The 12778-nt window shown below is 47.5% G+C and carries 12 protein-coding genes; 5 read left to right on the plus strand and 7 right to left on the minus strand.

The annotated features are described in order from the left end of the window. On the plus strand, nucleotides 1-1577 hold a 1577-nt coding region (locus RMO84_RS12370; RefSeq protein ID WP_310488756.1), incomplete at its 5' end, for a HAMP domain-containing sensor histidine kinase. A gap of 19 nt (nucleotides 1578-1596) precedes the next feature. Then, complete coding sequence (locus tag RMO84_RS12375) at nucleotides 1597-3306, plus strand: AarF/ABC1/UbiB kinase family protein (protein WP_310488757.1); 1710 nt, start codon at nucleotides 1597-1599, stop codon at nucleotides 3304-3306. 425 nt (nucleotides 3307-3731) lie between these two features. Here the strand turns inward: RMO84_RS12375 and RMO84_RS12380 are convergent, their stop codons facing one another. Beyond that, on the minus strand, nucleotides 3732-5321 hold the full coding sequence (locus RMO84_RS12380) for a glycoside hydrolase family 3 N-terminal domain-containing protein (protein WP_310488758.1): 1590 nt from the start codon (nucleotides 5319-5321) through the stop codon (nucleotides 3732-3734). A gap of 364 nt (nucleotides 5322-5685) precedes the next feature. On the opposite strand from RMO84_RS12380, the gene msrB reads away from it, so the two are divergent. Together msrB and RMO84_RS12390 are read left to right on the plus strand one after the other, a co-directional pair. Then, on the plus strand, nucleotides 5686-6096 hold the full coding sequence (gene msrB, locus RMO84_RS12385; protein ID WP_396135842.1) for a peptide-methionine (R)-S-oxide reductase MsrB: 411 nt from the start codon (nucleotides 5686-5688) through the stop codon (nucleotides 6094-6096). A 209-nt stretch (nucleotides 6097-6305) separates the two neighbouring features. Next, nucleotides 6306-6764 carry a CBS domain-containing protein gene (locus RMO84_RS12390; RefSeq protein ID WP_310488760.1) on the plus strand — a complete coding sequence of 153 codons (459 nt, stop codon included), beginning with the start codon at nucleotides 6306-6308 and terminating at the stop codon, nucleotides 6762-6764. A 178-nt stretch (nucleotides 6765-6942) separates the two neighbouring features. On the opposite strand, the gene RMO84_RS12395 is transcribed toward RMO84_RS12390, so the two are convergent. The 3 genes from RMO84_RS12395 to nblB form a co-directional block, all read right to left on the minus strand. Beyond that, nucleotides 6943-7560: a CHAP domain-containing protein gene (locus RMO84_RS12395; protein WP_310488761.1), complete on the minus strand. Its 618-nt coding sequence runs from the start codon at nucleotides 7558-7560 to the stop codon at nucleotides 6943-6945. Between the two features lie 100 nt (nucleotides 7561-7660). Beyond that, the gene (purB, locus tag RMO84_RS12400) at nucleotides 7661-8956 is read right to left on the minus strand and encodes an adenylosuccinate lyase (protein ID WP_310488767.1); all 1296 of its coding nucleotides are present in this window, start codon (nucleotides 8954-8956) and stop codon (nucleotides 7661-7663) included. 313 nt (nucleotides 8957-9269) lie between these two features. Next, entirely contained in the window at nucleotides 9270-9911 is a 642-nt protein-coding gene (gene nblB, locus RMO84_RS12405) for a phycobilisome degradation protein NblB (protein WP_310488762.1), read from the minus strand. Between the two features lie 53 nt (nucleotides 9912-9964). Here nblB and RMO84_RS12410 point away from each other — a divergent pair, with 53 nt between their 5' ends. Then, on the plus strand, nucleotides 9965-10102 hold the full coding sequence (locus RMO84_RS12410) for a hypothetical protein (RefSeq protein WP_310488763.1): 138 nt from the start codon (nucleotides 9965-9967) through the stop codon (nucleotides 10100-10102). A 15-nt stretch (nucleotides 10103-10117) separates the two neighbouring features. Here RMO84_RS12410 and RMO84_RS12415 read toward each other — a convergent pair whose 3' ends face one another. From RMO84_RS12415 to clpS, 3 genes are all read right to left on the minus strand, one after another. Next, nucleotides 10118-11269, minus strand: a complete 1152-nt coding sequence (locus RMO84_RS12415) for an AAA family ATPase (RefSeq protein ID WP_310488764.1) — start codon at nucleotides 11267-11269, stop codon at nucleotides 10118-10120. 98 nt (nucleotides 11270-11367) lie between these two features. Then, nucleotides 11368-12183 carry an RNA ligase family protein gene (locus tag RMO84_RS12420; protein WP_310488765.1) on the minus strand — a complete coding sequence of 272 codons (816 nt, stop codon included), beginning with the start codon at nucleotides 12181-12183 and terminating at the stop codon, nucleotides 11368-11370. Between the two features lie 347 nt (nucleotides 12184-12530). Further along, nucleotides 12531-12778 (minus strand): ATP-dependent Clp protease adapter ClpS (gene clpS, locus RMO84_RS12425; protein WP_310488766.1); only part of this gene is annotated, 248 nt, incomplete at its 5' end.

The following is a 12778-nucleotide window of genomic DNA, read 5'->3' on the forward strand; positions in this document are numbered from 1 at the left end:
CCCAGATCTCCCAAATCTACCCGCAATTGCACTATCGCCTCACGCAAGCAATTGTCGAAAATCAGCAGATCGATCGACTATTTGAGATTGCGGTCTCGGATATGGTCGAAGCCTTGCAACTCAAGCGCGGGTTGGTATTGACGCTCAAATCGATCGATGCGCCCCTACCTCAGCCAGAGAGTACTCCAGCCGCCGTACCAACTGAGCCAACCGAGCCAACCACAGCGATCGATCCGAATGCCGAATTACCGCTCGAAGTCTCCGAATGGGATCGTCCGAGTGTGCCACCGACAGTAGCCCCAATCCAAACCGGCGAACTGTCAGATCTTACGTCAACCACTGCCAGCTCGGCATTGCCAGCGGCACCCACGCGCCCTAAAACTGTTACCCAAGTTCAGGTTGTCACCACGATCGACAACCGAGTGGGCGATCGTCCATCGCTACCAGCCGCCTTTTTGCTGGAAAATTCTCACCTGTGTCAGACGGCACTGGCAAATGCTCCCAATCCGACGATCTTTGACGGTACCGATCGCCAGAGTACGGCGATCGATCGGACGATCTTTCAAGCAGAACGCCTACCGAGTATCGCCATGATTCCGCTGATGGGTACGCTCGGTAAGCGCAATGCTGGTGCGGTGTGGGGTTGGCTGGTACTGCAAGACGATCGATCGCGAGCTTGGCATCCCGTGGAATTGAAACTCCTCCAGTGCCAAATCTTTCAAATCGCCTTGGCGAGAATCCAGCGTAAGGCTCTCAAACAAGCGCGGCTGGCGGTTGAAAGTCGGACGACTCAAGTCCAAACCAGTCTGCAACTTCAGGCCAAGTTGCATGACGTTGGACGCAAGCACATGGATAAGTTGCGGCATGCCAACGATCTCAAAGATGAATTTATCAGTGCGATCGGACATGAGCTGCGGACGCCGCTGACGAGTATGTCGTTGGCAATCAAAATGTTGCGCCAAGTAGATGTCGATCCGCAGCGACGCACCCAGTATCTGGATATTCTCGAAGAACAGTGCCAACGCGAGATCGAACTGGTCAGCAATCTGCTCAAACTCCAGCAGTTTGAATCCCACCAAGTCGAGCTGTGTTCCCGACAAATTTCGCTCAATCAATTTATTTCCGAGCAAGCGACGGTTGTTACCGATCGCTGGCCGGATAGCAAGTCGCTAGAAATCGCCCTCCATCTACCGCTCCACTCATCCCACATCGAAACCGACGCCGATAGTCTCAAACATATTTTGGAAGAACTCCTCGTCAACGCCGGTAAATTTGCGATGCCCAAAAGCACGATTGATGTGGTGCTAGCAGTCGAACCAGAACGGGCGACGATCCAAGTCACCAATCTGAGTAAGCCGATTGCTGCCACCGATCTGCCCTATTTATTCGATCGCTTCCGGCGCGGTACGGGAATCACTCAACAAGCGATCGCTGGCACTGGCCTGGGTTTAGCATTAGTGCGATCGATGGTAGACCACATTCAAGGTACAATTACCGTGACTAGTGAGGCCGTCACCCCCGCGATCGCCAAGACCTGTTTTACAGTAACGATTCCAGCAGTGCTCGAACGGCAATAACTTGAGGAAGCCATCCACTATGTGGAAACTCGGATCGCAACAGCAGATACCCCTCTTACCTAGATCGGTAGTTGCGACCGATCTAACGCACCGTCATCCCAAGTTTCGGTGGCAAAGAGCTAATTACTCCTGTCGTGCCAGACAATGGGATATTTATACGGCGGCGATCGGTTGGAGTTTGTCACTGCTGCGCGATTGGCTCTTGCCGACGACAGACGAACGCTATCATCGTCGCCGCGCTCAAAGATTAGTCGCCACGACGATCTCCTTAGGGCCGACTTTTATTAAAATCGGTCAATCGCTATCCACGCGAGTTGACTTTTTCCCACCGATTTATACAGCCGCACTCAGTCAATTACAAGATCGAGTGCCAGCTTTTAATGCCGACGAAGCGATCGCGATTATCGAAACCGAACTAGATAGCAAAATAGACGGATTATTCGATCGCTTCGATCCGATTCCGATCGCGGCTGCCAGTTTAGGACAAGTACACAAAGCCAAACTGCTGACGGGGACAGATGTTGTTATCAAAGTTCAACGTCCCGGTTTACAGCGGTTATTTGAACTCGATTTTCAAGTAATTGAGAAATTGCTATGGTGGGTCGATCGATTACTGCCAAAAAAGCGATCGGCAGAACTCAGAGCCATCCACCAAGAATTTTTTACGCTGCTGTTTCAGGAAATTAACTATACCAAAGAAGGTCAAAATGCCGAGCGGTTTCGACATAATTTCCAGGAAGATGCATCTGTTGTAGCCCCAGAGATTCACTGGAAATATACAACAAATAAAGTGCTGACGATGAGCTACTTGCCAGGGATTAAAATCGACGATCGCGCGACCTTAGAAGCCTGTGGTTTCAACCCCAAACAAATCAATCAACTCGGAATTTGTTGCTACCTCAAGCAACTACTAGTCGATGGCTTTTTTCAAGCCGATCCGCATCCAGGTAATATGGCAATTATGGCTGACGGTCGATTGGTCGTCTATGATTTTGGCATGATGGCTGAGTTGAAGTGTATCTCAACCGATCGAATGATTGAGACTTTTTGGGCAGTCATGAAAAAAGATGAAATGGCTGTCACCGATAACTTAATTGCCTTAGGATTAGTCGAGCCAGTAGCAGATCTGCGCCCGATTCGACGCGTCATCGAATTCATGCTCGAACGGTTTACAGATCGACCAGTGAATATCAAAGAATTCGATCGCATCAAGAGTGAAGTTACCACCCTATTTGTCCAGCAGCCATTTCAATTATCCCCGGAAATGAGCTTTATTCTCAAAGCGTTATCGACACTCGATGGCATCGCCCGCACTTTAGATCCCGAATATAATTTAGTCGTTGCCGCACAACCGTTTATCCGCAGTATCGCCGTTGCCGAACGCGGGAATATCATTACTAAATTTGGCAAACAAGCTGTCAGCTATCTCAAACATAAACTCACCCAGCCTAATGCCAGTAAACTACGCATCCGCAACCTCGAAGAGCAATTGGAGCAAACCGAACTGGAAATGTCGGAGCGATCGCAACTAACAGTGAGCCTAATTAATAAAGTTTATTGGAATATCAGCTATCTTTGTTTGACTAGTATTAGCGCGATCGCTGCAATTTTATTAATTCCTACCCAGCCACTATTAGCGATGATCGGCGGCGGCATGGCAACAATAAGTTGTTTGATGTGGCTGCGATCGCTCCTGAATTTAATCGCTCAATCACGATTGGTTAACTGATTTTCTCGCGATCGTTAAGTTGCTTACTGCTAAGAGGATGTCTGAGAGGATGTTTGGAAAGTAGACATTATTCTCGTAAACCCTGGAAGATCCCCCCTGTCTTGTCTCGCTGTCTTGACCCAAACACATGCGGAGGGAACCTCCGCGTGATTTGGGTCGCTGTCTTGTCGCACACAAACGGGAGGGAACCTCCCGTTCGATGCGCCGCTGCTTGGTGCGCTAAACCTGGAGGAAACCTCCAGAGCGCGCATCCGCAAACCGTCGGGGAACAAAGGCGAGCGCGAGCCGCTAGCCCCCCTTCAAAAGGGGGGAACCGGACTTAAACTTAAAGTCCCCCTTTTGAAGGGGGATTTACCCACTGTAAACGAAGCAATTAGACTTTTTAGACATCCTCTAAAAATCCTGGATACTTCTACTGGTTAATTTTACAATTCAAATAATTTGGTCAACGCGATCGACTGCGCCGCCGCCATTTGACCGTAGCAGAAAACACAGGGGATTTCTGGCGGTAACAGTGGAGCAAAATCGGCTAATAAATAAGGGCTACCATAAATAATTAAGCCCTGTAATTGGTTAGTCGCGATTAATTTTTGAAATAATTGTTTGGCTACAGAGGTGATGCCCAATCCGCCCGAAAATGGACTGGTACGGATGAAAAGTTGCAGGATGACTGAATCGTCGGGAGCAATCTCAATTGTCGGGCTGTGGCGGTTGACGAGCTGGAGTTGATAGCCAAGTTTGGTAGGAATGGTAACGGCAGGAGTACTGCGGCTGAGGAAAGTAGTGTCTAAAATCTCTTCGAGCATGACGACATTTTTGCCAGCAGCGGGTTTGAGCGGGAGATTGCCTTGAGTAACTAGCGCATCTTGTAAGATGCTGCTGGCGGTCGCCATCGCTTGGGGTTGGGCGAGTGTTGTTAAATTATCAGCTTGACTATTAACTGGCGACTGCGTCAGGCTGACACCATCCCAGTTTTGAAATAACTTCTGTTTCGATCGCCAAATCCGCCCGACGCTCTCTTTAATCCGTTCGGCACTAATCAGCCCCGACTCCACCGCATGACATACAGAGCTAATCGCAATTTCGGGATCGACAGGCATCAAAATAATATCCGAACCTGCTGCTACCGCCATCACTGGCGCATCATCCGCGCCATAGCGATCGGCAATTGCCCCCATTACCAAGGCGTCGGTACTAATCAACCCATCAAAGCCCAAATTGTGACGTAATTCCTCAGTCATAATTCTGGGGGAAAGCGTCGCTGGCATTTCGGGATCGAGGGCGGGAATCATCAAATGGGCACTCATGACACTATCGACACCCGCTGTAATTGCCGCTCGGAAGGGGGGCAACTCGATCGATTCCAATCGCGCGCGATCGTGGGTTATTACGGGCAATTCCCAGTGGGAATCTACTCCCGTGTCCCCGTGACCGGGAAAATGTTTAGCGCAGGTTAAGACCGGATATGCCGCCGCTCCGCGAATATAAGCTGTCGCCAACTGACTGACGATATCGGCAGTTTCGCCAAACGATCGAATATTAATCACCGGATTGGCAGGGTTATTATTCACATCGACTACCGGAGCCAAAATCCAATTGATGCCCACTGCTAGAGCCTCCTGCGCCGTAATCGCGCCCATTGCCCTTGCATACTCGATCGCTTTTGGTAAGTCTGTCTGCGCGATCGCATTGAGAGCCATTGGCGGCGGAAACCAGGTACCGCCGGTAAATCGTTGTCCGACCCCTTCTTCGATATCGGCAGCAATCAGCAATGGATGAGTCGCCCAGGCTTGCAACTGCTGGATGCGTAGTGTCAATTCACCCGCGTTACCACCCCAAAAAATCACCCCACCGACACCGAGATCGGCAATCCAATGTTTGAGCGTAGCTCGATCGCGTTCGCCAAATTCGGGATACTGGATCTGATGGTCGAATAAATGGCTAGAAGCTCTGATGACGACCATTTGGGCGACTTGTTGAGCCAGGGAGAGGGTGTTTAAATCGGGGAATTTCATGGGAGTTGGGAGTTGGGAGTTGGGAGCGGGGAGTTGGGAGCGGGGGGACTGGGGGACTGGAATAAAACAACAAGACGCTTGCGTCCAAAACCTCTATTCACTATTCACTATTCACTCCTCTACCCCCTAAAGCCTAAAGCCTAAACCCTAACCCCTAACCTTTTCGATAATTGTTAAAATACGAGTAATCCTGAATTTTCAACGTAGGTTGAGATTCTCCAGTGGAGGGGCTACGCCAACGAGGGGTTTTACACAAACTCTCGCAGATCTCAACCAGATGCAAAGACGAACTCTATTATCGGCTGCATTCGTACCGATCGGTACGGCTACCGGACTTTATTTTTTATCATCACAGACACCCCCAATGGAAAAAACACAAGGCCAATTTGAAATTACCAAGACTGATGAAGAGTGGCAGCAAATCCTCACTCCCGAACAGTTTAGCGTGTTACGCAAACACGGTACAGAGAGAGCTGGCACTAGTATTCTCGATAAAGAGTATGGTAAAGGCCAATTTGTCTGTGCTGGCTGCGATTTACCGCTATTCGTTTCCGATACCAAGTTTAACAGTGGCACGGGTTGGCCGAGTTTCAACGATCCGCTCCCTGGATCGATCGAGACTTCAGTCGATAAATCCTTATTTTCCACTCGGACAGAAGTCCATTGTCATCGCTGTGGCGGACATTTGGGACATGTATTTCCAGATGGGCCGAAGCCGACTGGTTTGCGCTACTGTATGAACGGTATTTCTATGAAGTTTATCCCTGCTGCGTAGCGACATTTTAGGGCTGGCGATCCTTGACGATCGCCAGCCCTAATTATTTACTAATAGATGAAGATTTTCTACTACTCTTTGGTGCGTTACGCTTGCGCGATAACACACCCTACTATAATAAAAATATAGAGCATAGTTATGCTCGCGACCAGGTAGCGATCGTTACTCAAACTTTCCACGCTAATACACATCTGTAGACGAGGTAAATTATGTCGAAAACTGTTGTAGATTGGATGAACCGCGATCTTTTGACTGTTACGCCGAGCACGCAGCTATCAGAAGCAGTGAAGTTATTGGTCGATCGACATATTAGTGGTTTACCAGTCATCGATGATGCCGGAAAACTAGTTGGCGTCATCTCCGAATCCGATCTCATGTGGCGCGAACAAGGATTAGAACAGCCACCGTATATGATATTTTTAGGCGGCGTAATTTACTTCCAAAATCCACTCACATACGATCGAGATTTGCACAAAGCTTTGGGTCAAACCGTTGGCGAAGTTATGACTCCTCACGCGATTTCTATTACTGCGGATACCACACTGCCAGAAGCTGCCAAAATCATGCACGATAAAAAAATTCATCGCTTACCTGTAGTCGATGAAAACCAACATCCGATCGGTATTATTACCGAAGGCGATATCGTCCGCGCGATGGCATCGGTATAGGATTGTAGACTTGATGTTCCAGACAGTACGGTAATTAGATCTATAAAAGATTGCACTTTAATAGGGCATACCAGTTTTGATTTAGAACCCTGACTTCTCCAAGAAGTCGGGGTTCTGTAACTCACGAACCTAAAAAATGTGGTATTTACCTTCAGCATTCGCTACTTATAAATTGTCGTTACAAGTAAATAAATTTAGCTGCTTTAACTAGTGGATTCTGGCTTTTTATCAGTCGAATACTCGGTGGAGAGTTGCGCGAACTTTCACTAATCAGAAAAGAGCCATCGGGATAAACTTTTTCGACAAACGCCACATGTCCTGCTGTCGGATCGGTGGTATGAGTATAAGTCATATTCCCCTCGCGCCATTGCACCTGGAGATTGGCTTCCCACACGACAAAACTATTGGCTCTCACTTGAGTTTTGAGCCGACTGCGATAACTACTATCGGCAATGCGATCGTCCCAAGTATGTGCGTCGCCATTGAGTACCGCCCCAATCCCTTGTTTATTTTTAAATAATCCACGCTCGATCGCTCTACCATAGGCAAATTCCACGCATTCAAAGGGATGAATGCCCCGAATTTGCTCGTTCCCTTCGATAAATTGATTGCCGCTGGCTTTGTAATAACTACCCCTAAGATTGATTCTTAATTGAGATATTGACGGTACAGAACTAGCGGCAGAATTTCTAGTTTCTGCTATAGATCCTAGTGTGGAAAAATTCATTAGAGACAAGAAGATCGCACTAACGATCGATAACGAAAGCGATCGTTTGACCTTGGTAGTTGCCTTCATTTAAGTAATCGATAAATAACGAGATAGATGGAGATTGAGTACTGCCGACGAGCAAAGTGTGAATTTGAGATCGGCAGTAATTTCTAGCAGCAAGTAGTTTTTAAATACTCAACCGTTGGTAAATCTCATCTAGGTGCTTGAGATGCTGAGTCGGATCGAAACAATGGGCGATCTCGTCCGGTGTCAAATGTGCAGTGTCACGCGGATCGCTGGAGACAACCTTGCGGAAATCGCCATCTAGCGTATTCCAGACAGACATCGCGTTGGATTGAACGATCGAATAGGCTTCCTCTCGATTTAAGCCTTTCCCAACTAGTGCGAGTAACACCGACTGACTGAACACCACCCCACCATAACAGTTGAGGTTCCGCGCCATGTTTTCGGGATAGATCAGCAGATTTTTGATCAGGTTGGTGGTTTCGACCAGCATGAAGTGAGTGATGATGCAGGAATCAGGCATACAGACGCGTTCGACCGAGCTGTGGGAAATGTCCCGCTCGTGCCACAGAGCCACGTTTTCTAGAGCCGCGATCGCATTACCCCGCAAGATCCGTGCCATCCCAGTTAGACGTTCCGATCGAATCGGGTTGCGCTTATGGGGCATCGCAGAGGAACCTTTTTGACCTTTGGAGAAGAATTCTTCGACTTCTAAGACGTCGGTGCGTTGGAGATTGCGGATTTCAACGGCAAACCGTTCCATACTCGCACCAATAAGAGCCAAAACTTGGGCGAATTCAGCGTGGATATCACGAGAAATTACTTGGGTAGAAGCGGTATCTGGTGTCAATCCTAGCTTCTGACAAGCGATTGCTTCAGCACGCGGTTCGATATTGGCATAGGTACCAACAGCACCCGAAATCTTGCCCACCGCAATCGTCTGACGGACGCGCACCAATCGATCGCGATTCCGCAGCATTTCTGCCAACCAACCCGCTAGTTTGAAGCCAAAAGTAATCGGTTCGGCATGAATCCCATGTGAACGACCGATCATCACCGTATTACGATGTTTTTGGGCTTGATAGCGAATCGCTTGAATCGTATCTTCCAATCGCGCCAGTAAGAGATCGGTACTCGCGACCATTTGCAATGCTAGCGCGGTATCGAGCACATCCGAGCTAGTCATCCCCAGATGAATATATCGCCCTGACGCGCCCACATGTTCGTTAACATTGGTCAGAAAGGCAATCACATCATGACGGACTTCAGCTTCGATTTCTAAGATGCGATCGACATCAAACTTGGCTTTGGCCTTAATTTCATCGACGGCATCCTGGGGAATATGTCCTAATTCGGCCTGGGCTTCACAGACGGCAATTTCGACTTGCAACCAAGTTTGAAATTTGTAAGCATCTGTCCAAATTGCACCCATCTCGGGCAGAGTATAGCGTTCGATCACGAGTCCGTCACTTGAATTCAACTAGCTTAGTATAGCGTTCGATGTATGAGGTGAGATCGCAATTTCGACTTGCAACCAAGTTTGCAATTTATAAGCATCTGTCCAAATTGCGCCCATTGCATGCAGAGTAAGCGTTCGGATCGCGTGTCCGTCACTTGAATTCAACTATTTACATCTTGCATCAGTACAAAACCATTAGTAATTATCGTAGATTTTAGGGTACCCACAAGGGGCACCCCTACAGGTAAATTGTGTAGGGGTGCCCCTTGTGGGTACCTACGGGTTATCGCAGCAATAGCATTTATTATCGAAACTATCCCCTCGCTTCTTTAGCAACTTGTTCGACTTCATCTGTCGCCAAGATCGCCAAATTTTCAGCAGCTAAATCGCCACCCAGGTTGCGGAGCGCGCGGGCGAGTTGGTAGCGAATCTGCCAGTCGGGATTAGCGACAAAGGAGATCAGACTCTCAACCCCACTACGATCGCCTAATTCACCGATCGATCCGATTGCCGCAGTTTGGACGAGGCTAGTTTCATTGGTTAAGGCAATTTGCAATAATTTGAGACCGCGAGGATCTCCCAATTCACCCAAAGCCGCGACGATGCTAAATTGTACCAGCCATTCTGGGGTAGTGTCATAAAGATTTTGCAAATCGTCAAAAGCGTCTGTCAGCTTGAGTGCGCCGATGGCATCGGCAGCAGCGGCTTGAACGTCCGGCTCGGAATCGTTGATGAGTCGATCGCGTAAGATCGTCAAACTCTCACTCAGATCTTGGGAGCCTAATGTTGCCAATTGGCTTACTGCCGCATAGCGGACGCGGGTATTCGTGTCTGTTACCAATTGTTTGATATAACCAAAGGCGATCGCGGGTTCGATTTCTCGGAGCAGATTCAATGCAGTAATGCGATCGCCTTTATTCTCTGAGTTAACTAGTGCGGCAATATTTTCGGACATATGATTAATTGGGAAATTGAAATTTAACAGGAATTTTTAATATCGATCGTCAAATGCAGCGCAAACCACTGCCGATCGCGATCTCCAGTTTAATCGATCGGAGCGATCCGATCGCCCCTAAGTTACTTTGGCAGCGCGGCTCAATCGAGCGAGTGACGATCGAGCTTGGGCATTTGACAATCCAAAAGTAGCTAGCGATCGTGAAATTACACTTCTACAAAATAATCGATTTGATGAGCTTCCGTCAGATCGGGAATCTCTAATCGATCGCGATAACGATGGATGACTGGGGTTGGAATTTGCGCCTGACGAGCATGATTTTGCTGCAACAGGCGATCGATCGGGACTTCTAGATAGACGATCCGAATTCGCGCCCGGTAGCCTGCAAATAGCCGAATCAAACCCGATCGAATCGGTTTGACAATATTAGTCGCATTCCAGATAAATGACGTCTCAGATTGCAAATATGCCTTCGCTAGATCTCGCGCTGCTTGGACGATTTTCCCTTGTTCGTCAGTTGGTAAAATTCCCATCTCTAGGCGCAACCTGTCGAGTGAGATAACTGGTAAATCTGGATGATTTTGGGCGATCCAATAATCCTTCCCCGTACCGGGCAAACCACACATCATAATTACTTCTAAGCGGGTATCATCAAAAGCTGCATAAGTCGGGTCGGCAGCTTCTTTATGAAAATAGATAAACCGACTTAAATTAGAAGCAAATGGATAAGGTCGATCGAAACAATTATGCTCCCGACAGTATTCCCTGAAAAACTCGATCGTGTCTAACAATCGCTCTCGATCGTTACAAATTCGTCCCCGCACATCTGCCTCTGCCATCAATGCTAGCCAATCGCACCGAACTAATTGACTGGCTTTAATAATCGATCGTAATGGATCGGTTTTATCCCAAAACCAGATTGGCAAACTCCCATATTGCACGATCGCTACAATTGCCTCGCGAATGGCAAATGGTGTCTGCAAGTCTTGTAAAATCTGACGCACCATTCGCGCCCCCAAATTTACGTGTCCTTTAGCGGTAATACTGCCATCTTCAGCAACTTGTGTCGCCAATGGTTTAGCAATATCATGCAATAGTGCAGCAGCAAATAGGATCGATCGATCTGTTGCATTCATCGCCTGCCAATCTGGTAACGAAACTAAGGCTTCACAGACCAATTGGGTATGAATCCAGACATTTCCCTCAGCATGATAGGTCGGGTTTTGTTCGCATTTCGCTAGCGATTGTAGGAATGGAAATTGAGTGAGGATTTTAGTCCAATTTATCTGTGTATCTATTGTCGGACAATGTGGAAATTTCCAGAATGTATTTGTGTCAATTTCTGTATCTATCATCATAGTATTTCAGCTGAGATTGCAATATTTTGTGTTTATAGTTGAGACAGATCCCCGACTTCTTCGAGAAGTCGGGGATCTAGCCGTAGCTCAGATATGATTTACGATCCCGCTCCAAACAGATCGACACCAACTTGCAATTGATTTGGGATAATCGGTCGATTGAGCCAATGAGTTTCTGACTGTAAGATTGTCGTCAAAAAATCTGCTCGCACGTACTTATATCGATCGATTGTGAGTTCGGGTGTCTCCACCTTGATATACAAACCTTCCATCAACGAACTTTGGTTAGTTTGTCGAATGGCTAGATCCGCATTCAAGCCTTGCTCTGTGCAAAGTTCTCGCAGTCGATCGATATGTTCGGAACTAATAAAATGAGATTGCTGTAGCAAGCTGACGAGCTGTTTGTGGGAAGATAATTTACCCTCGAATAACACTGGCACCGAAGCTAAAGCCAATCCTTTTAATAACTCCCGTCGCGCCGCCGTACTCAGAAATTGACCGCTCGTTCGCGGAGCGTCCCGGAACGAGAATCGATCGAGCAAATCGTATTCTAAAAAATAGTGCGGCAAGCGATCGTAAAACACCGTATGTTTGGCATAGAGCCATTCGCCATACAGAATATATCGATCGCTCAACACATCCCACAGCTCGGCATAATGACTGTGCGCCCACTGTTTGAACAGATTAAAATGGCGTTCGCGATGACCGCCAGTCAGATAATGTCCGCGACTTTGCAATAACAATTGCCCCTGCGCGTCAAAACTAATAGCAGCATTAGCACCATCAACTTTTTCTTCAATTACTACATACTCATTAGCGATTGCGCTAAAGGGTACGCTATCCAAATCTTCATCCCCAGGCTGTCGCCTCGAACCCTCAATATGTGGGGTGCGCGGATATTTTTGCATCAGCATTTGTCGTTCCCCTCTCAAGGCAACATTAAGTAATTCGCTAAGTTGTAATTAAGATTTTTCGAGCTGTTTTCAGGCGCAGCAAAATAGGCCAACATTATTGGCCGATGCGAAATACCGTCGATGAAAATCGATTAATTACTAGTTAAATGTGGAGAGGCGGCGGACTACATGACAAACCTGCTGACGCTTGTAGATATTCTCAATCTAATCTATGTATTATCTACTGTCAAGAGCTATTTAAACTGGGTATTTTACGAGCGATCGAGCCTGAAATCGAATTATAGTCTAGTATCCAAGGCTCGATCGAGACCCGTCAATTAGCATGACAGCTATTCCCTAAAAAGCTGTTATTCGGCTGGCTCGATCGTGCTAGTCAGACCATTACTTTTGAGCACATCGCAGTAATGTTCGGCATGTTCTTGATTGCAGACAATTACTAATGCCATTTCGTTTTGATGTGCTTCCATCATCACACTAATCGCCTTAGTTTCTGACATGTGGGGAATATTAGTCATCAATACCTGAATGACATGTTCCATGCTATTAAAATCATCGTTGTGAAGCAGCACGCGGTAGTTGGGCGCGAGCTTCCGGG

Origin of the sequence: Chamaesiphon sp. VAR_69_metabat_338, assembly GCF_031423935.1 — a bacterium.
In the GTDB taxonomy this organism is placed as follows: domain Bacteria; phylum Cyanobacteriota; class Cyanobacteriia; order Cyanobacteriales; family Chamaesiphonaceae; genus Chamaesiphon.

Excerpts from the sequence above, each read along its gene's own strand:
- RMO84_RS12395 (WP_310488761.1), bottom strand. The coding sequence starts at position 7,560 with ATGAAGGCAACTACCAAGGTCAAACGATCGCTTTCGTTATCGATCGTT.
- RMO84_RS12410 (WP_310488763.1), top strand. The coding sequence starts at position 9,965 with ATGCAGCGCAAACCACTGCCGATCGCGATCTCCAGTTTAATCGATCGG.
- RMO84_RS12420 (WP_310488765.1), bottom strand. The coding sequence starts at position 12,183 with ATGCTGATGCAAAAATATCCGCGCACCCCACATATTGAGGGTTCGAGG.
- RMO84_RS12380 (WP_310488758.1), bottom strand. The coding sequence starts at position 5,321 with ATGAAATTCCCCGATTTAAACACCCTCTCCCTGGCTCAACAAGTCGCC.
- RMO84_RS12375 (WP_310488757.1), top strand. The coding sequence starts at position 1,597 with ATGTGGAAACTCGGATCGCAACAGCAGATACCCCTCTTACCTAGATCG.
- RMO84_RS12390 (WP_310488760.1), top strand. The coding sequence starts at position 6,306 with ATGTCGAAAACTGTTGTAGATTGGATGAACCGCGATCTTTTGACTGTT.
- RMO84_RS12415 (WP_310488764.1), bottom strand. The coding sequence starts at position 11,269 with ATGATGATAGATACAGAAATTGACACAAATACATTCTGGAAATTTCCA.
- msrB (WP_396135842.1), top strand. The coding sequence starts at position 5,686 with ATGGAAAAAACACAAGGCCAATTTGAAATTACCAAGACTGATGAAGAG.
- nblB (WP_310488762.1), bottom strand. The coding sequence starts at position 9,911 with ATGTCCGAAAATATTGCCGCACTAGTTAACTCAGAGAATAAAGGCGAT.